This window comes from Alphaproteobacteria bacterium US3C007 (assembly GCA_034423775.1).
GTDB classification, from domain to species: Bacteria; Pseudomonadota; Alphaproteobacteria; order Rhodobacterales; family Rhodobacteraceae; genus Thalassovivens; species Thalassovivens spotae.
Genome location: CP139918.1, coordinates 1,387,944 through 1,407,785, shown reverse-complemented (window position 1 = coordinate 1,407,785; position 19,842 = coordinate 1,387,944). Strand labels below are relative to the sequence as shown.

Sequence of the window (19,842 nt, the reverse complement as noted above, 5' to 3'; positions counted from 1 at the left end):
CGTTTGATCCAGCGCCAGACACAAACTGAGGCGATGCGAATAAAATGAAAGTCTTAATTGTCGAAGACACGCAAAAACTAGCGGAATCGCTTGCAGAGCATTTCATCTTAGGCGGGCATGGAAGCGATATTGCAGGCTCTTTGGAAATCGCAGAAGAGCTGTTGGCGGTCACACATTACGATATCGCCCTGTTGGATATTATGCTGCCAGATGGCAATGGCGGCGACTTTCTCCGCCGCTTGCGACGACGCAAAATCATGGTGCCAGTCATCGTTATGACGGCACGCTCGGAAGTGTCGAACAGGGTTGATTTACTCGATATTGGGGCGGATGATTATATTATAAAACCGTTTGATTTTGTAGAATTAGAAGCCCGGTGCCGCGCGGTGTTGCGCCGTCATATAGGTGCTGAGCAAACAGAATTAACCGTTGGTGACATCACCTTAAACCCGCTCACGGCGGAGTTGCGCACTCCGATAGGGCTGCATATGCTGCGCAATCGAGAATTGCGTTTGCTCGAAATCTTTATGAATGCACCGCAGATTATTTTCACCAAAGATCAACTCACCGACCGGTTGCTCACAATTTCTGAGGCGGTAACCGAAAATGCGATCGAAGTGTATATTGGGCGTATTCGCAAAAAACTGACCGGGTGCGACGCAAGTATAGAAACAATTCGCGGCCTTGGGTATAAATTGGTCACCGCATGAACGCGCGATTGCGATACCCTTTATCCTTGCGATGGCGGCTTTTATTGCCGCTTGTGGTCACCGCCGTGATCATTTCTATTCTTTTATTCGTCACCATGCGCCAAGTCACCAAACAGGCGGTACAAGCCACCCAAGATGCCTTGCTCTCCACAGCCGTTAGCTCGATCTTGCAGCAAACCAGATCGCGTGACGGCAATGTTGATATTGATCTTCCTTATGATATTTTCACGATGCTGGGCGCGATCAGCCAAGACAAAGTTTATTACCGCGTTGATCTGGATGGTGTGTTTTTAACAGGCTATGAGGATTTAGCGCCTTTGATGGATGGTCCGCTTTCGGATCGCCCCCGCCTAACATCGCAAAGCTTCAAAGGCGAACACGTGCGCCAAGCCACCATCATGCAAAGCTTTTTGATCGATGGTCAGGCAAAAATGCTGCGCGTTACCGTGGCCCAAACACAATTGTTTCAAGAAGCTATTCTGCGCGAAATATCGCGCAATGCTTCGATCATTGGGCTCAGCTTCTTTGGCTTTGCGATTTTCATGGCGCTTTTGGTTACCACGTCTTTTTTGCGTCCGATCAACCTTTTGGCCGGGGCTGTCAGCCGCCGGGGCCCGCATGACTTGCGCGATGTCAAACACCCGACTCCCCCGGAATTGGCGCCTTTGCTCACCTCATTAAATGGCTTCATTGGACGCCTTCGCAGCACGTTGGGGCAAACCGAGACCTTTATCGCAGAGGCCGCACATCATATTCGCACGCCCCTCTCCTTGGTGAAATCAGAAAGCCAATTGGTGTTGCGCAAATCGGTTGATCCAGACACCCGCAAACATTTGCACAACGTCATCACCTCGGTTGATGAAAGTATCCGATCGGCCAGCCAATTGCTGGATCATGCGCTTGTGCTTTACCGCAATGAGCAAGCCCAAAAAGACCGCCTAGATCTGCCACTCATTTTAACTCATGTGCTCTCTAGCATGGTCCCCACCGCAGATCTTAAAGATATCACGTTGAATATCGATATTGATGACAGCCAACCGCTTTGGGTGATGGGCGATCGCGTTTTGTTAGAGGTGGCGCTGCGCAATCTGCTGGATAATGCTATCAAATATTCCGATCCTGACATGCAGGTGACTGTAAGCGCCCAGCGGCGCAAAGAATTTGCAACCATCGCCATCACAGACCAGGGCCGCGGGATAAAGGGGCTTGATGTGTGCAGCTTAAATAACCGCTTTCGCCGCGGCAGCAACGTGGATGATGTGATTGGATCAGGCTTGGGCTTAGCAATCACATCAGAAATTTGCACCGCCATGGGCGGGGAATTGACACTAACAAACAACAAAGGAGCTGGCGCATGCGCCGTTTTACAATTGCCTGCCTGTTAAGCCTATGCGCGCTTGCATCCAGCGCTTTCAGCTTTGAAATCGAACTGAGCACGCGTTTTGGAGATGCCCAAAGCCCCACCCAATTGCGCATCTTATCTTCAACCGATCTAGACCGGTTCCAACCCGTGATTTCAGAATTTCTAAACCGGAACCCAAAATTCTCAATCACCTATGTCACGGCTTCAACCAGCGAAATTTACAAAGCGATCGCGCTGGAAAAACAAAAATTTGATCTGGTGATCTCTTCGGCCATGGACCTACAAATTAAACTGGCCAATGACGGGTTCACCCAAACGGTGCCAAATGCCGAAACCAAAAATGTTCCGGCCTGGGCCCGCTGGCGGCATGAAGTGTTCGGCTTTGCGCTTGAGCCGGTGGTTTTGCTTGTGTCGCGCCACGACTTTGCCGATTTAGAGCCACCAAAAACCCGGCGCGATTTATTAACGCTGATCCGCAATAACCCAACGGTTTTTCAAAACCGCATCGGTGCCTATGATCCGCATATTTCGGGGGCCGGATATTTATTTTCCACCCAAGATGCCCGCCAGTCAGATACGTTTTGGCGCTTGGCCGAAGTGATGGGCCGCGTGGGCACAAAACTCTATTGCTGTACCAGCCATATGATCCGTGCGGTAAATACGGGAGAGTTGGCGCTGGCCTATAACGTCTTGGGCAGCTACGCCAACGCCACGTTGCCTGCGGGCAGCAATGCAAAAGTTATAACCTTGCAAGATTATACGCATATCTTATTGCGCACCGCCGTGATCCCAAGCAGCGCCCAGAACTTTGGCAGCGGGCAAGCCTTCTTAAATTTTCTTGTCAGCGATGATGGGCAAAAAATCTTGGATCAAAAGGCCAAATTATCCGCGTTGAACAATTCGGATATCGCCCAGCTTGCCAATCGCAAACCGATCCGGCTTGATTCCGGGTTGCTGGTTTTTCTAGACCGCTTGAAAAAACAAAGTTTCCTAAGCGAATGGGATGCGGCATTGATCCAAAATTGACCTATAGTTCGCGCAGGCCCGGCAACCCTATGCAAAAAACAAACTCCCTTTTCCGCGATCGAGCGCGCCGCATGCAAGTCAACCCCGCATCCGACTAATTTTCAGAAAGCAGCCCATATTTTGCAAAACGCATCGCGTATTTATAGCACGCTCTTAACCTTGCTCATTGGCCTTGTCGGCGCTGTTATGTTTCACGTCATCGGCTTTCCGGTGCCCATGCTGACAGGGCCGGCGGTGCTGGTCAGCTGCGCCGCTTTGCTGGGGTTGCGCATGCAACTTCTCGGCCCGCTTAAACCCCTGTGCTTCACGCTTTTGGGCATTGTGATTGGTTGTACTGTAACCCCCGATGTGCTGCGCGCAGCGCTTGCTTGGCCGCTCAGCTTCAGCATTTTGGCCGTATGCGTAGTTTGCACCACCCTTTTATGCCGCTGGGGGCTGTATCGGCTGTTCGGATTTGACTGGGCAACGGCCAGCCTTTGCGCGCTACCAGGGCATTTAAGCTTCGTGCTGGCATATTCCGAAGATGTGGCCGCAAACACATCCGTGGTTGCCGTTGTCCAAAGCATTCGCGTGCTCTTTCTCAGCTTAGGAGTGCCCGCCATTCTTGCCATATTCTTTGCCGCGCCAGACTTTGCCGCCGCGCCGCTTCCCACGCTTAACCTCAAAGAAACCCTGACGCTGGCGATGCTGGCACTAGGGGTTGGGGGCGTTTTTCAACATATGCGCTTGCCAGCAGGGTTTTTGCTGGGCGGATTGGTGATATCCAGCCTGGGCCAATTGAGCAGCTTGGTTGATGGCCGCTTGGCAGACCCACTTGAGGCCGCCGCATTGATCGCATTAGGCGCGTTAATCGGCAGCCGCTTTAATGGCATCCAGCCCTCAATGTTAAAATCAGCTTTTTTTGCGGGCTTGTTCCTGACCTGCCTGTCTATCGTGGTGGCGGCTCTGGGCAGCTTATGCGCTGTAGCTTTGCTGGATCTTGATCTGGCAATCTTACTTATTTCTTTCGCCCCGGGCGGAGTCGAGGCGATGGCTGCTATCGCCGCGGAAATGGGGTTAAACCCTGCCTTTGTGGCAGGCCATCACGTTTGGAGATTGATCATTCTGACGCTTCTGATTTCTGCCCTAGGCCTGGTCAAACCGCAACGCTAGGCCACATCATGGTTCTTCTTCTAACAAACGTTCAGCCTTTGGATTGGCAAATTGCAGAATTTGGCGTGACGCTTTCAACTCGGCAAGCATTTGCTCAAGCAAATCCAAAATGCGCACCACGGCCAGAAATAAAACGCCTGCCACCGCCACCGTAAAACCATACCCGACGATCTTATCTTCCTGACTGGAAAATCCCAAAAGGATCGACAACATACCGCCGATAATAAGCAAGGTTCCTATAATCGCGATCACCCATTTCATTTCATCATATCCTTATGCAGACCAGTGGCACCGTTTTTCTGCCCATGTTTCGGCTGCTTCGCGACAGCTTACTCTATCTGAAAGGTTACCCCTATGGGTATATCGCGGCAAGCGTCACAAAACGTTTTTTCCAGGATTACCGCCCCCAGCTGGTCAAAAAGCGCCGGCAGTTGATTTTATAGTGCCTTGAGCTGGGCGCTATCTTTTAAAAATATCAAATCAGGGTATCCCAACCGAAAAATTTCGGGCAGTCTTGGCTCAAAGCAGATCACCTATCAAGGATATATGCCGCGAATGAGCCGCCTAAAACCCCCAGTATTTTTGGCCGTTCAAGCCCTTATCATGGGCCTCATTCCGCTGGCTGTAAGCGGCTATTTTTTGTCAAAGCCGGATGTATCTTTCTTGAATATATTTGACATAAACGGCTCGCTCGGCGCGATCAGCGTGGCCGCAATTTTAGCCATTTTGAACCCCGTGCAAAATATGCAGCGCCGCCCGTTTGAACGGTTTCTTTGGGGATTATCGCTCTCGCATATTTTCATCTTTTTGATTTGCGTTTCAGCGGCGATCACGTTGGCAAACCGACCTGGTGATATTGGGCCGATTATTGCCTATAGCATCTGTGGATATATTTTTTCGCTGGTGATTTACCTACTCTCAAAAGTGTTTCTGGAAATCACCCGGCCAGACGATCAGACCAACAGCCGCAGCTTTCTAATCTGCTCGGGCACAATTTTAAGCACCTTGGCCTATCCGCCTCTGTTCATCTTCACGCTTCAAGCTGATTTAGGTCTGCCGCTCTTCAACCCGGTTGCGCTGCTGCGGGCACTTGAGGTGCGCTTAACGCCGGATCTATTTCTTTTTTCGGTTTCCACCGGAAGTTTTTTGATCTTTTTAGGGCTATATGCATGGCATAATCGCGGCGTTTCGCTCCCAAGATCGCGGGTATTTTTAGCGCATATATTGCTACTGATATATGCAATAAACGCAAATTTTTACATCATATACGCTTTGTTAACCGCCGCAAATCTGGCCGAATTCCTTCAAAGCTGCTGGAGTAATGCAATTGGGTTTATCGCCCTGTACCTGGGGCTTTATCTACTGCACAGGCTCAATTTCAAAAGCATTGCTTCGCTTCAACGAACACGCTTTATGGCAAAGCTTGGGCTCGCTTTGGCGGTTGGAGCACTTGCGTTTTTTTCATTTGCCACGATTGTTCCCGCCTCAGTTATGATCTTTCCTGTCTTGGGGGTTGTCATCATTGCTGGATTTTTGGCCTATGTAAACAATTTGGAAAGCCAAATTCTAAACCGCACGGCGCAAATCAATCTTGAGCGCAAAAAATCAGATGCGTTACTGGCAAATATTCTGCCCAAATATGTGATCAATGATCTGAAAGAAAAAGGCTTTTCCGAGCCACGCAGCTTAGAAAATATTTCGGTTATGTTCACAGATTTTGTCGGGTTTACAAAAATATCCCAAGAAATATCGGCCACAAAGTTGATTTCAGAACTCAACGATATTTTTAGCGAATTCGACCGGATTACGGAAAACCATGCCTCCGAACGGATCAAAACGATCGGGGATGCGTATATGTGCGTCAGCGGGCTTGAACACTCAGCCCAGTCGCCACAACGCAATTTGATTTCAATTGCTCTGCGGATGATTGCTTTTTTGGAAAACCGCAACCAGCAGAATGAACTAGAATGGCACTTGCGGCTGGGGATTGCGTCGGGCGATTCAGTGGCGGGTATTGTGGGTCAAACAAAATACCTTTTCGATCTATTTGGAGACGCGGTGAACACCGCCGCACGGATGGAAAGCTATTCTGAGCCACAATCCATCAACATAGATCAGAAAACCTATCTGGCATTGGCCGATGCACCCGATTTGTTATTCATCAAACGCCCAATCACCTTCGTCAAAGGCAAGGGCGATATGCAGATGTATTTTGTGACCAGCGCCCACACGGCAGATCCGGCAATTGTCGAAACTGCATAACCCCGTTTACTGGATGATTATATCTTCAGAATATTTTTGCCGCGCGGCCGAGCTAATTTGAACACTGACCGAACTGGTATCCGTTGCGCCAGAATTCTCTGCGCGCAATTTGGCGACTTCTTCGCTTTCATTTTTCAATCTGCCCAAGGCTGAAGACAGGCGTTGCCCAATCGCGGATTTATGGCCCGCTGCCGCCGCATCAGGCGATCCACGCATTGCAGCCTGCGCCGCTTGGGCTTTCACATTGACCATCACCGATTTAAGTGGACCCGCAGCAGCTTGTTGCAGCGGTTGCGCAGGTTTTCCCAACTGACCAGCCTCAGATTGCTGAAGCCGCCCCAACGCATTGGAGAGCCGTTGACCAACCGATCCTAACCCATCTGCCATTTCAAAACCTTATCTTGAAGGCGCAATGTAGCCATCCCCCAACGTCTACCTTACGGCAAATCTCGAAAATCTTTAAGGAATTTCTAACCCCCCCGCCCAGCGGGCCTGCCCGGAATTTATCGCCCAATCCTATCGGTGCTGAATCTAAACACAGAAAACAGCTTATAAAAATCACTAATGGCAGGATTTCCCCAGCGCTTTGAGCCGCCAGTAATTATAGGGCAAAGGGGCCAAAAAGCCGGCCAAAAGCATAATCGGCACTACGAAAAGGGTAAGTTTTGCGCCACCAGTAATCGCCACATCCACGAGGTTCATCGCGGCTTCCATGGCCACCATAGAAATCAATGACATGCCCGCCGCGGTCTTTAAGGCCAGATTAAGCGGCATCTGGCGCGCTAGAATGACTGTTTCCAACAGGATTGACGTCAAAATGCCGTTTATGATTGCCAAAAGCATTATATTGAACACGGGCCAATCAATGCCCGTCACCTGAAAATAGAAAATCGTTCCAAGATCGCCGATAGAGCATCCCAATAGGCACCAAAGCGTATTAAAAGACGCCTTGCGCCATGTTGGTATGCATGACCAGCTGATATTTAATTTCTGCACGATGGCATTCATGTTTTTTCACCCCAAGGATGCGCCGTGAACAGCATAAGAGGGATTGCTGCACGGGCCGCGGTCTGTCTGTCTTATACTCTATACTTCTTATCCGGGGAACAAAAACAGATAAGGCCACCAAAACGCGTTACATATCGCACCGATACAAGCGATCAGGCTTAACCAAATAGATCAACGCGGCGCGCGGTACAAAACACTGAATGCTGAACACTCCCGCCCCTTCATTTTGGCGGCTGACACGCCCCAATCAGCAGGTAAAGGGCGCAAAACACCCATTAAATTTGGCGTTTATACCGCTCTAGTTCTTGTTCAAGCCGGATGCTGTTTTTTTGCACCCGGTCAAGCGCTTGCCGAAGTTCATCTTTTTGGCGATTGGCTTCGCGCAAGCGAATACCCACCGATCTGAAAATTCCCCGAATGGCCGGATCGGCAGTTTTAAACTTTTTTTCAAGCGTTTTTTTGGGAATTAAAATCAGCGTACATTCGGTGCGCGTTACGGCGGTCACGCTGCGAAAGTCATCAATCACCAAACCCAATTCGCCAAACATCTCACCGGCGCCCAAAGTGACAAGCCGAAAATTTTCGGCCGTCATCAAATCCACTTTGCCAGATTGAATCAGATAAGCGCCTTTTGAAACATCGCCCGCATCATAAATCGTGGCCCCTGCGGGCAGTTCCTGCTGTGATGCCATAATGGGTAGCTCCAAAAACATATCATACGTTCGCGCTGAAGTTTTTTAGCGCCTTGGCGCAATATGCACAACGGCGTTTGTTTTTTGCAGATGCGGGCGCTGCAAAAAAACCATGGACACAAAATGCACCTTCATATTTTAAGAGCATTCACGCCGTCTGATTGGTACTTTGGCGGGTCGCAAGACGCAGTATCGATCAACCAGCCGATAGAAATCTACTCCAGATGCGCATGGGGGCGAAGGCTCTGACGCAGCCCGCTGCGGGCCCGCAGAAACGGGCGCGCAAGTGGCCGATAAGGGTTGTTTATCCTTTAACTGATCGAGGCGGCGCGCACATCATCATCGATAAAGGGTACAAATTTTGCAAAGTTATCCGAGAACATGTTAACCAGTTTTTGAGCTTGCTGATCATAGGCCTCTTGATCGGCCCATGTGCTGCGCGGATCCAAAAGGCCGCTGTCAACGCCCTGCGCCAACATCGGCACTTCAAAGCTAAAGTTTGGATCCTTTCGAAAGGGGGCATCGAGCAAGCTGCCATCAAGCGCCGCGGTCAACAGCGCCCGCGTGGCTTTGATGGGCATCCGTGATCCGACCCCATAGCCACCGCCAGTCCAACCCGTGTTCAAAAGCCAGCAATGGGATCCATGATTGGCGATTTTAACTTGCAACAGCTTGCCATAAACTTCTGGGCGCAGCGGCATGAATGGCGCGCCAAAACAGGTTGAGAAAGTGGGCTCAGGCTCGGTGACACCCCGCTCTGTGCCCGCAATTTTTGACGTAAACCCAGATAAAAAGTGATACATTGCCTGCGCTGGCGTCAGCTTTGAAATGGGCGGAAGAACGCCAAACGCATCACAGGTCAGCATGATAATATTTTTGGGATAGCCGCCCAGCCCGGTTTCCGACGCGTTTGAAATATAGTTTAACGGGTAGGAACAGCGCATATTCGGCGTCAGTGAGCTGTCTTTAAAATCCAGCTCTTTGGTCTCGTCATCATAGACCATATTTTCGATCACTGTGGCAAATTTTTGCGTGGTTGCATAGATATCAGGTTCGGATTCGGGCGTTAAATCAATGGTTTTTGCATAGCAGCCGCCTTCAATGTTAAAGGTACCCCGCGCCGACCAGCCATGCTCATCATCTCCAATGAGAACCCTGTTTGGATCAGTAGAAAGCGTTGTTTTTCCCGTTCCCGACAAGCCGAAAAACACCGCTGTTTCTTCGGGGTTGCCAACCGCGTGGTTTGCCGAGCAATGCATCGACATCACGCCTTTTTCTGGCAACAGATAATTCAGCAAGGTGAAAACTGACTTTTTGTTTTCACCCGCATATTCGGTGCCGCCGATCAAAATAACATTTTGCTCAAAATTGAGCACGACTACGGTTTCGCTGCGGCAACCGTGGCGCTGTGGATCTGCCTTAAAGCTCGGGCAATTGATCACGGTCCATTCTGGTGCAAACCGATCAAGCTCTTCCAGCGCCGGCCGGCGTAATAAGTGGCGAATGAATAGGTTGTGCCAGGCCAATTCGCTGACAACGCGCACATCCAGCCGATGTTCGGGATCCGCGCCGGCAAACAAGTCTTGCACATAATAGCGCCCGCCCTGCATGTGCTGGCGCATATCTTGATAGAGCAAATCAAATTTTTCGGGCTCCATTGGCGGGTTGTTATCCCACCAAATTTTATCAATCACATTCGCCGTGCGGACCACAAATTTATCTTTCGGGCTGCGCCCCGTGAATTTACCCGTCGACACCAATAAACTACCACCTTGGCCCAACTGCCCCTCTCCTGCTGAGACAGCCAATTCCATCAAGGCGGGTTCCTGAAGGTTATAATAAACAGCGCCAAGCCCAGTGATACCCTGTTGCTCTAACGTGTTGTTATTATTTACCCGACCGTGCTTCATTATCGCTCTCCTAATGGGACTGCAGTGTTGCGCCATACAGGTTCCTAACACCATCGCTTAACCCAACGGAAGCTGCGATTTGAAGCGTTAGCGCAAACACAATCGTGTTAGCGCAATCACCTTGAAGACCACGCGCAGATCTGCAGAAAATTCATGCAAATTTGAAGAAAGTCAGCAAGAAACAGCGTTCAAAAATGTGACTTTTCATCAGGGGGGCAGACCAAGCGAATCATCTTGGAGCCCAAATGCAGCCAAAGCCCGCGCCTCCCGCGCATGGCATCAAGCAGCTTGCATTCCAACCAATTTTCGGGTCACAAATCCGCATGCAAAAGACACGCTACACCGCCCAAAATACCGCAAAATTATAGGGATTACCCGCAATGCGCGCGCCGCATCTTATCCAATCTTTTTTGGCACCTACGTCAGGGGCCATAAGATCAGCTCTCGGCGCTGACCCTGATCCGGGCCCGCAGGATCTTTAGCATGGAATCCGGCCTGATATTTTGGAGCCTTGCCACCTTAGCCGCGGTGTTTGTCGGGCTTGGCAAGGGTGGCTTGCCGGTCGTCGCGGCTTTAGCGGTGCCAAGCTTGGCGCTGATCATGTCGCCGATCGCCGCCGCGGGCTTATTATTGCCGGTATATATCGTGTCCGACGTGTTTGCTTTGGCCGCTTATCGGCGAGATTTCAACAAGCAAGTGCTTAAAATCGCCGTAATCGCGATGAGCCTTGGCGTTTTGATCGGCGGCTTAACCGCGCATTTGGTCATTGAATGGATGGTAACCGCCTTGATTGGCCTGATGGGGGCCGTGTTTGCCCTAAAACTGCTTATGGAACCCAAGCAAAAAGCTCAGGCCACGCAGCCCATTCACCAAGCTTCGGGCTATTTCTGGTGCACTATTGCGGGATTTACCAGCTTTATCAGCCATAATGGCGGACCGCCCTGGCAGATATTCACTTTGCCTTTGAACTTGCCAAAATCGATCTTCGTAGGCACTTCGGTGATCGCGTTCAGCTATTGCAACCTGATCAAGCTGATCCCCTATCTGTGGCTGGGGCAAGTGAATCTAGATAGCGTCTTCATGTCATTCTATCTGATGCTGCCCGCGTCAATCGCGGTGTTTATCGGCGTTAAACTGGTGCAACGCATTCCGGAATTGCTTTTCTTTAAACTGGTGACTTGGGCCTTGATGATCATTTCTTTAAAATTGATATGGGATGGGATGCGCATCGGCTTGAGCTAAACCCAAAAGGGGCAATAATTGCGCAGATCCAGATTATCCTTTACGCTTTGGCGACCGGCCCAGTCTGGCAGGCACCCCATAGGCCTCAACGCGCATCTGAACGATAAGGGGCTTACTATGCGCGGCAACCCAACCAGATAAATGCAAAGAAATAGCAGAGAACCGTATTGAGAATGCCCGCGTTGAGAAGGATGGAATGCTCAAAGCAGAGGCTGCAAAGAACTTCGCTGGCGCGCCTGCAACCAACCCACATCTTTTGCTTCTAGGGTTTTGCCGCTTTGCCACAAACGTACAAAGTGGCGCGTTGACCTGCGCGGCATAAGATCGGGCACGCTCAGCCTGCGCGATGGCCAACTACAAACGCCGCTGATGCCCCCTGTGGATTATGTCACGCGCTATCACTACCGCGATTTATTTTAGAAATGACGATAATTACAGCGACGCGCTGCTCTGTTTGATCCAACCAAAAAAAAACGCGTTCAAACGTTGATCGTTCAAAAAGCTAGCGCCGATGCTAACCACTTTGATCCGTATCTGAACGGCGAAAGTGAAACCGTATTTTTAAATGTATAATGAGCAGTAGATCGTTTGATCATCCCTTGGCTGTCTGGATATTTTGGCGAGCCCGAAAAAGTCGAAATCAGGTCGGCGCAAGCCCATTTGTGGCCTATAGGTTGCTTCGAAATGGCGTAGATACGCACGCTTGGCGCCTGCGATCTGCTTTCCGCCCAGCGCGCAGAACAGGACGCGAGCGCGATCTTTGACGATCAAGTTGATCAAACAGCGCGCAAACGGGGCATAGCCTAAGCTGCCATGGCTGTTGCCAACTACGCGGCGCAATTATGCGCGGCTCGGGCGCTAGAATGGATGATCCTACTGCAAATGGCGCTGGCCATGGGGCGTTTCCTGTTAACCAGCAAGAATTTTGCGCGAATATTGCACAAATAGGGCAGAGCGCCGATTAAAATCAGCGTCTGCTAGCTAGACGTGGGTGGGTATAAAGATGACTTTGATTGCCCCAGCGGCATCTCAGCAGCATTTGGAGATTTCTTCAAAAGTCAGCGATGCTAATTTAGGATAATTTTTTACTTCCAAACCACCGTTTCAGTAATTAACGTATCGCCGTAATCTGGTATAAGTACCGGTCAAAACCCGCCTGCTCTCAGCCTTGAAAAGGATGCGCATATGTTTCGTAACCGATTGACTCTGTTTCAAAATAAATTGGCGGAAAAAAATATTGATTTGGCATTTATAACGGATGAGGATAATGTTTACTATCTCACGGGCTATTATGATTATTTGCATATGGAATTTGGGCGCCCGACCATATTGGTCGTTCCCCAAAACGGCCCCGTGGTTTTAATCACACCAACAATTGATTTAAACGCCGCGCAATCGGCGGCCCAGGTCGATCGAATTGCCCCTTGGAATGATGGGATGGGCAATGAATGGCGCGAAGAATTGCCCAAAGCGATCAGAAACACCACAACCATAGCCGTCGAACCGGATCATATGCCCCCGATGGTGCGCGCCTATGTGAGCGAAGTGATTGACACGCAGAGATTAGGCAATGCAACGGCTCTGCTCAGCGCCATGCGCATGATCAAATCGCCTGAAGAGCTGCAACTTGCCCGCCACGCAGGCGAAGTGGCCACCGCGATGATGCTGGCAGGGCGGGGCGCGATTGCAGATGGGGTGCCAGAATTCGAAGTGGCAATCGCAACCTCGCAAGCGGGAACGCGCAAAGCCGCAGATCTGCTGACGCGGCATTACGCCGATACCGATATGTCGCCCAACACCCATTTTCTGCAAATCATGGCTTCGGGCGAGTCCATCATCAAAACCCACCACCGCGCCTCAACGCGGATTATGCACAAGGGTGATCCCGTATTCCTCTGTTTTTGCGGTATGACCAATTTTCATCGCTTCAAGCTGGGTTTTGATCGCACCTTCTGGATTGGCGATGCGCCAAAAGATCAAATCGCCGTATATGAAGTGGCGGTGGCCAGCCAAAAAGCCGCGCTGAACGCGCTGCGTCCCGGCGTCACCGCAGAGAGCATTCACGCCGAATATGCCAATGTCATCCAAGAGGCCGGCTATGACTATCCTTTCCGGTGTGGGCGCGCGACCGGCTTCAGCTTTCTGGAAACGCCGCAGCTTGTGACGGGAGATAAAACGATTATCCAGCCCGGTATGGTTCTGGCGATTGATGGATCGGTCTCAGTTGAAACCTTCAGGGCCCAAGTTGGAGATAGCGTGATCGTGACAGAGGATGGCTGGGAACCGTTGACGCAGCATTCCAAAGCCGTGCAGGATGTGATTTTATAATGTTTCGATCTGGCGAAACCGTGTGTTCACAAAAACGGCAGCCTGAGCTGAATAAAGGGCGCCATCCTCGGGCAAAACTAGGCTTTATTCTAATGTCGACCGATCTTGCTGCCGAAGCCGATTTTTATGATATGGTGCCCTCTGGCGTGGCTGTGCACATCACCCGCCTGAAAACCGAGGATTACACCACCACGGAAACGCTCGCGCGCCATATTGATCATATGGCCGAGGCCGCAGCGCGCCTTCAGCCTGATGTCAAACCAGAGGTGATCAGCTATAGCTGTACCTCCGGCTCCATCGTGTGCGGCGAAGAACATGTTTTTCGCCAGATTAAACGGGGCGCGCCTTGGGCCCAGCCCATGTGCATTGTAACAGGCGTGGTGGATGCCTTGCGCGAAATTGGCGCTCAGAAAATTGTGGTGGGCACCCCTTATCTGGATGAAATCAACACTTCAGAAGCCGAGTTTTTGCTGCAAAAAGGCTTTGATCTTCTGGATATTCAGGGGCTGAACCTCACCACCGGGATCGAATTTGGCCAAGTGACACCCGCCTATTGGAAGCAATTTGCGCAAGAGCTGGACCGCCCTGATGCCGATGCCGTTTTTCTCAGCTGCGGCGGCATCCGGGCCTTGGAAGTTGCACAAGAGATAGAAGATGCGATCGGAAAACCCGTGATCACATCAAACCAAGCGCAATTCTGGTCTTGCTTGCGGCGCGCCGGGATCATGGACAAATTGCCCGGTTTTGGGCAAATATTTCAATATGCCGGATCCCATCTGGCCCAAACAATGTGATGCTATGACCCGCTTTTCCGCATGGACCGTATTTAAAGAAGGCATGAGAGGCCAAAAAGGCTGGGCCCGCCAATGGCGTGATCCGGATGTTAAAAAACACTATGATATTGTGATTGTCGGCGGTGGGTTGCACGGCCTTGCCACGGCTTATTATCTGGCAGAAAACCACAAACTTAAAAATATTGCGGTTCTTGAAAAAGGCTGGATCGGTGGCGGAAATGCCGGACGGAACACAACAATTGTACGCTCAAATTACGCGCGGCCGGGAAATCGGGAATTCTATGAAGATTCGCTGAAACTTTGGGAAAACCTGAGTTTTGAATTGAATTATAACGTGATGTTCTCGCAGCGCTCGCATATCACCCTTTTGCACAGCCCGGGCGCAATTGATGCGGTTGCACGCAATTACAATATTATGCGCAGAACCGGCGCACCGGATGTAGAATTATGGGGATTAGAGTCGCTTAAGAAAGCCATTCCGCATCTAAATTATACCGATAATGCGCGGTTTCCAATCTTAGGGGCGGCGGTGCATAAACGCGCCGGAACCGCGCGCCATGACGCTGTGGCCTGGGGCTATGCACGCGGCGCGGATAGCCGAGGCGTTGATATCATTCAAAATTGCGAGGTAACCGGGATCACCCGCGCGGGCTCAAACGTCACCGCGCTGGAAACCACGCGCGGCACGATCCGCGCTGGCAAAGTGGCTTTGGCGGTGGCCGGAAGCACCTCACGCCTGTGGCAAATGGCCGGTCTGGGCGGATTGCCAATCGAAACTCATAAATTGCAGGCCTTTGTAAGCGAGCCGCTGAAACCGCTTTTAGATCAAGTTGTGGTGTTCGGGATAGGCGGGGCGCATTTTTATATTTCGCAATCGGATAAGGGCGGAATGGTCTTCGGAGGCGACCTTGACTGGTATAAATCCTATGCGCAGCGCGGCAATCTGCCGATTGTGCAGGATGTGACCGAAGCGGCGATGTCGATCTTGCCTTGTTTGGGGCGGGTTAAGCTGCTGCGGCAATGGGCCGGCGTGGTCGATATGTCGATGGATGGTACACATTTCATCTGCAAAACGCCGCTCGACAACCTCTATCTGAACGCAGGTTGGAATTATGGCGGGTTCAAAGCAACCCCAGCCTCAGGGTGGTGGTTTGCCGATTTGATTGCCCAAGACCGCCCCCATAAAATGATCCGCGATTTTGATCTAAAACGCTTTGAACGCGGGCTGCATATTGATGAACGCGGGGCTGGATCAGACCCCAAGTTACACGGATAAGGAAGCAACGCATGATCCGAATTCCCTGCCCTTTTTGCGGCACCCGCGATCACAGCGAATTCAGCTATGGCGGCGATGGATCCATTGTCTATCCTGCCTTGGATGCCCCGATGACAGACTGGCATGAAGCGGTATTCCTGCGCGATAATCTCTGCGGTGTGCAAACCGAAACTTGGCAGCATCTGCAGGGTTGCCGCATGTGGTTGCGGGTTGAACGGGATACGATGACGCATGAAATTCACTCGGTTACGCCCGCCCATCCTGGCATGGCCGCTGCGCTGGAGAGCGATCAATGAGCGCGCGCCGTCTTGCAACCGGCGGTCGGATTGATCGCTCTAAGCCGGTGAAATTTACCTGGGATGGCCAGGAATTGCAGGGATTTCAGGGCGATACGCTGGCCTCTGCACTGATGGCGAACGGGCAGCGCGTTTTGGGGCGCAGTTTTAAATATCACCGCCCGCGCGGCGTGATGTCCGCGGGCGTCGAAGAATCCGGCGCGATAGTCACGCTGGGCAGCGGCAATCGGGCAGAGCCAAATGCCAAAGCCACGCTGCAAGAGCTTTATGCCGGGCTTGAAGCCTATGGCCAGAATGCATGGCCCAATGTGCGCCATGATTTTGGCGCGGTTTCGGGGCTGTTCAGCCGATTTTTCGCCGCGGGCTTCTATTATAAAACCTTCATGGGGTTGCCGCCCTTTGAATGGGGGCGCGGCACCGGTATCTGGATGAAATATGAAAAGCTGATCCGCAAAGCCGCGGGTATGGGAACAGCCTCGCGCGCCGCCGATCCAGATGCGTATGATCACGCGCATGCGTTTTGCGATATATTGGTTATTGGCGCCGGCCCGGCAGGATTAATAGCGGCGCTGACCGCCGCCAAGGCGGGCAAAGACGTGCTTTTGGTGGAACAAGATTTTGAACTGGGCGGAGATCTTCTTAACTGCGCAGATGACACATCCGAAGCGCGGCGCCAATCGCTGATTCAATCCGTACAAAAAGCCGGTCTTCGCATAATGACTCGGACCACAGCCTTCGGCCTTTATGATCACGGAACGGCGGGCCTGCTTGAAAAGGTGAATGACCATCAAGGCCCACCTGCCCGGTATCAGCCCAGACAACGGATTTGGACCGTGCGGGCACAGGCCACGATATTGGCCACCGGAGCGATTGAACGGAGCATCGCCTTTGGCGGTAATGATCGCCCGGGCGTGATGTCGGTGAATGCTGGCCGCGCCTATCTCAACCGCTACGGGATTTTACCCGGGCAGCGGATTGTAATCGCAACCAATAATGACAGCGCGTACCGCGCAGCCCGAGATCTCTCTAAAGCTGGCGCTGAAGTCACCCTGGTGGATGCACGTGCCACCAACACACCGTCTTTGCCGGATGGGTTGCGCCACGATAAAGGATATGCACCCTTGCAAACCTTTGGCAGGAAAAACCTGTCCGCCGTGCAATTGGCTGAACGCGACGAAACAGTCTGGCACGCCGCGCAAAAATTAGATTGCGATTTGCTTTTGGTATCGGGGGGCTGGTCACCGGTGGTAAACCTATCCTCCAACCGCGGCGCGGCACCGGGCTGGAACTCAGAAAATGCCTGTTTCTTACCAACACCCGCAACAGAGCCGCTGTTCTCTGCTGGTGCGGCCTGCGGGATCTGGCAACACGCAGCTTGTGAAGCTTCGGGGGTTGCTGCCGCACAATCTGCGCTGGGAGAGCCTGCGCATCCTCCCAAACCCGGCGGGTGGGAAAACCCCATTCAGCCTATTTATGAAGTGCGCCTGCCAGAACAGAACGCAAAATCATTTGTGGATTTTCAGCATGATGTTACCAGCTCAGATCTACGGTTGGCGCATCAAGAGGGGTTTGTTTCTGTCGAGCATATGAAGCGGTATACAACGCTTGGCATGGCCACGGACCAAGGCAAGATGGGCAATGTGATCGGGCTTGCTTTGATGGCCGAAGCTCTGGGAAAAACCATACCCGAGGTCGGCACAACGCGGTTTCGCCCCCCCTATACCCCCGTCGCGATAGGCGCTTTTGCAGGGCGGCAGGTGGGCGCCCATTTTAAAGCGTTGCGCCGAACGCCACTGCATAACTGGAACCTCAAGCGCGGTGCGATCATGACCGATGCAGGCCTGTGGCACCGGCCTTGGTACTTTCCCAAAGCCGGCGAAACCATTGAAACCGCCTATATCCGCGAGGCGGGTCGCGTGCGCGAAACCGCAGGGGTTTGCGATGTCAGCTCGCTTGGAAAAATTGCCGTGCAAGGGCCGGATAGTGGCGAGTTTTTGAACCGCGTTTACGTGAACGGCTTTGGCAAACTGCCCGTAGGCAAGGCCCGTTATGGCGTGATGCTGCGCGATGATGGGATGGTGATGGATGACGGCACCACTTGGCGGCTTGGTGAAGATGACTATTTAATGACAACGACCACCACGAATGCTGGTAAAGTCATGGTCTGGCTGGAAGAGCTGCTGCAAACGCGCTGGCCCGAATTGCGCGTGCATCTGACCTCTGTTTCAGATCAATGGGCTGCGGTGTCTGTTGCCGGCCCCAAAGCGCGGCAAGTGATTGCCGATTGCCTGATCGACGCAGCCGTTATTTCGGCGGAGCACCTGCCTTTCATGGGCGTTACTAAAGCTGCGTTAAAAGGGGGTATTTCGGCTTGGATCGCGCGGATCAGCTTTTCCGGCGAATTGGCCTTTGAGGTTTTTGTCGAGGCTGGATATGGCGAGGCGATGATGGATCTGATCGACGGTGCCGCGAAGGCCGCCGATGGATGCCTCTACGGGTTAGAAGCGCTTGGCACGCTGCGCATCGAAAAAGGCCATGTGACCGGAGCGGAGCTTGACGGCCGCGTGACGCTGGATGATGCCGGTTTGGGTAAAATGGCCTCACGCAAAAAAGCATTCATCGGCGATGCACTGCGCCAGCGCCCCGAGTTAAACCGCGAAAACCGCCCCCAATTGGTTGGTATTTTTCCCAAAAACCGGTCGCAAAACTTTAATGCAGGCGCGCTTTTAATCAGCCCCAGCGATGAGGAGGGGTTTGGCGAAGGATGGGTAACGGCCGTAACCCATTCCCCCGCTTTGGGGCATTGGATCGGGCTGGGTTATATTTCGGGGGGGCAACGCCTTTGGGCCGATAAGCCGGTTACAGCAACCGACCCGCTGCGTAAAAATGATATAGCGGTTGAAATTGTTTCACCGCATATGTTTGACCCGACGGGAGAGCGGATGCATGACTAGCCCCCTATCAGCCTTAAATAATCGCGCGCAATTGGCGGCAGCGGCAACGCCGCAGATTCGTTTGCACGAGGTTCATCCCTTTTCACTGATACAAATCTCTGCTTGGCCGGATAGGCTGGATCGGGTTGGACACCTGGCCGCGACAGCCGCCGGGTGCAGCGCGGTGGCGCGCCCTGGACGATCGCTGACTGGTGGCGGGCAACATTTGCTGCGCGTAGAACCTTTGAAGTGGTGGGTGATCTCAGAGCGGGAAAATATGCACTTGCCTGACATAGATCGTCAATTGGGCACGGTTTTGGACCTATCGCATTCGCGAACTTGGCTGCGCTTGAGTGGCGATAAAACCCCGACATTGCTCAACCATTTTCTGCCGATTGATTTGCGCGAAAGCGCCTTTGCGACGGGGGCGGTGGCCTCAACCGCTCTGCACCATGTTGGCATTACGCTTTGGCGCGAAGCAGGTGCATATTCTCTGCTCATTCCGCGCAGTTTTGCCCTGTCACTCTGGGAGCTCGTGACTGAAACGGCGAAGCAATATGGTGTAGCAGTCAACTGAGTGGCGGATAATCACATCAAATACGGGCAGGTCAGCCTGCACGCCAAAGGGCTTAAATACACTCTTAAAGGGCATATATGTCGTTCCGCGCCAGCACGCTTGCGCCTGTATAAATGAATATCTCTTAACCCCATTACCTTTGGAGGAAAAACCTTATTGCGATAACCGATCACCCGAAGTTGGATGAGATATGGGTGGAAGCCGTGTCAACGCGTTCGCGCCGGTAAAGAGCGCTGGGCTGCTTGAGTGACCATTTGCGCCATATGCGCCGTG

Annotated in this window: 17 protein-coding genes; 12 read left to right on the top strand and 5 right to left on the bottom strand. The window is 52.1% G+C overall.

Annotation, left to right across the window (positions count from 1 at the left end; all coding sequences use genetic code 11):
- The first annotated feature begins 44 nt into the window (after window positions 1-44).
- From UM181_06810 to UM181_06795, 4 genes are all read left to right on the top strand, one after another.
- A complete protein-coding gene (locus UM181_06810) occupies window positions 45-710 on the top strand; it encodes a response regulator transcription factor (protein ID WQC64311.1) in 666 nt (221 codons plus the stop codon).
- On the top strand, window positions 707-2,095 hold the full coding sequence (locus UM181_06805) for a sensor histidine kinase (protein ID WQC64310.1): 1,389 nt from the start codon (window positions 707-709) through the stop codon (window positions 2,093-2,095). The genes UM181_06810 and UM181_06805 overlap by 4 nt, the downstream gene beginning before the upstream one ends.
- Entirely contained in the window at window positions 2,065-3,099 is a 1,035-nt protein-coding gene (locus UM181_06800) for an ABC transporter substrate-binding protein (protein ID WQC64309.1), read from the top strand. Before UM181_06805 ends, UM181_06800 begins: the two co-directional genes overlap by 31 nt.
- A 120-nt stretch (window positions 3,100-3,219) precedes the next feature.
- Window positions 3,220-4,251 (top strand): AbrB family transcriptional regulator, encoded by a 1,032-nt coding sequence (locus UM181_06795; GenBank protein WQC64308.1) that lies wholly within the window; start codon window positions 3,220-3,222, stop codon window positions 4,249-4,251.
- Between the two features lie 6 nt (window positions 4,252-4,257).
- Here the strand turns inward: UM181_06795 and UM181_06790 are convergent, their stop codons facing one another.
- Window positions 4,258-4,512 (bottom strand): hypothetical protein, encoded by a 255-nt coding sequence (locus UM181_06790; protein ID WQC64307.1) that lies wholly within the window; start codon window positions 4,510-4,512, stop codon window positions 4,258-4,260.
- Between the two features lie 294 nt (window positions 4,513-4,806).
- Between UM181_06790 and UM181_06785 the strand changes: the two genes are divergently transcribed.
- Entirely contained in the window at window positions 4,807-6,513 is a 1,707-nt protein-coding gene (locus UM181_06785; GenBank protein WQC64306.1) for an adenylate/guanylate cyclase domain-containing protein, read from the top strand.
- A gap of 6 nt (window positions 6,514-6,519) precedes the next feature.
- Here UM181_06785 and UM181_06780 read toward each other — a convergent pair whose 3' ends face one another.
- The 4 genes from UM181_06780 to UM181_06765 all read right to left on the bottom strand — a co-directional run bounded on the left by UM181_06780 (window position 6,520) and on the right by UM181_06765 (window position 10,123).
- Window positions 6,520-6,900: a hypothetical protein gene (locus tag UM181_06780; protein WQC64305.1), complete on the bottom strand. Its 381-nt coding sequence runs from the start codon at window positions 6,898-6,900 to the stop codon at window positions 6,520-6,522.
- A 174-nt stretch (window positions 6,901-7,074) separates the two neighbouring features.
- Complete coding sequence (locus UM181_06775) at window positions 7,075-7,521, bottom strand: DUF4396 domain-containing protein (protein ID WQC64304.1); 447 nt, start codon at window positions 7,519-7,521, stop codon at window positions 7,075-7,077.
- Window positions 7,522-7,796: 275 nt separating this feature from the next.
- A complete protein-coding gene (locus UM181_06770; GenBank protein ID WQC64303.1) occupies window positions 7,797-8,213 on the bottom strand; it encodes a cyclic nucleotide-binding domain-containing protein in 417 nt (138 codons plus the stop codon).
- A gap of 311 nt (window positions 8,214-8,524) precedes the next feature.
- Entirely contained in the window at window positions 8,525-10,123 is a 1,599-nt protein-coding gene (locus tag UM181_06765) for a phosphoenolpyruvate carboxykinase (GenBank protein WQC64302.1), read from the bottom strand.
- 483 nt (window positions 10,124-10,606) lie between these two features.
- Here UM181_06765 and UM181_06760 point away from each other — a divergent pair, with 483 nt between their 5' ends.
- The 7 genes from UM181_06760 (at window position 10,607) to UM181_06730 (ending at window position 19,569) form a co-directional block, all read left to right on the top strand.
- A complete protein-coding gene (locus UM181_06760) occupies window positions 10,607-11,365 on the top strand; it encodes a sulfite exporter TauE/SafE family protein (GenBank protein ID WQC64301.1) in 759 nt (252 codons plus the stop codon).
- 1,185 nt (window positions 11,366-12,550) lie between these two features.
- Window positions 12,551-13,693: a Xaa-Pro peptidase family protein gene (locus tag UM181_06755; GenBank protein WQC64300.1), complete on the top strand. Its 1,143-nt coding sequence runs from the start codon at window positions 12,551-12,553 to the stop codon at window positions 13,691-13,693.
- A 92-nt stretch (window positions 13,694-13,785) separates the two neighbouring features.
- Window positions 13,786-14,487 (top strand): arylmalonate decarboxylase, encoded by a 702-nt coding sequence (locus UM181_06750; GenBank protein ID WQC64299.1) that lies wholly within the window; start codon window positions 13,786-13,788, stop codon window positions 14,485-14,487.
- 4 nt (window positions 14,488-14,491) lie between these two features.
- Window positions 14,492-15,763 (top strand): sarcosine oxidase subunit beta family protein, encoded by a 1,272-nt coding sequence (locus UM181_06745; GenBank protein ID WQC64298.1) that lies wholly within the window; start codon window positions 14,492-14,494, stop codon window positions 15,761-15,763.
- An 11-nt stretch (window positions 15,764-15,774) separates the two neighbouring features.
- On the top strand, window positions 15,775-16,059 hold the full coding sequence (locus UM181_06740) for a sarcosine oxidase subunit delta (protein WQC64297.1): 285 nt from the start codon (window positions 15,775-15,777) through the stop codon (window positions 16,057-16,059).
- On the top strand, window positions 16,056-19,013 hold the full coding sequence (locus UM181_06735) for a sarcosine oxidase subunit alpha family protein (protein ID WQC64296.1): 2,958 nt from the start codon (window positions 16,056-16,058) through the stop codon (window positions 19,011-19,013). Before UM181_06740 ends, UM181_06735 begins: the two co-directional genes overlap by 4 nt.
- Window positions 19,006-19,569: a sarcosine oxidase subunit gamma gene (locus UM181_06730; protein WQC64295.1), complete on the top strand. Its 564-nt coding sequence runs from the start codon at window positions 19,006-19,008 to the stop codon at window positions 19,567-19,569. The genes UM181_06735 and UM181_06730 overlap by 8 nt, the downstream gene beginning before the upstream one ends.
- Window positions 19,570-19,842: the final 273 nt, after the last annotated feature.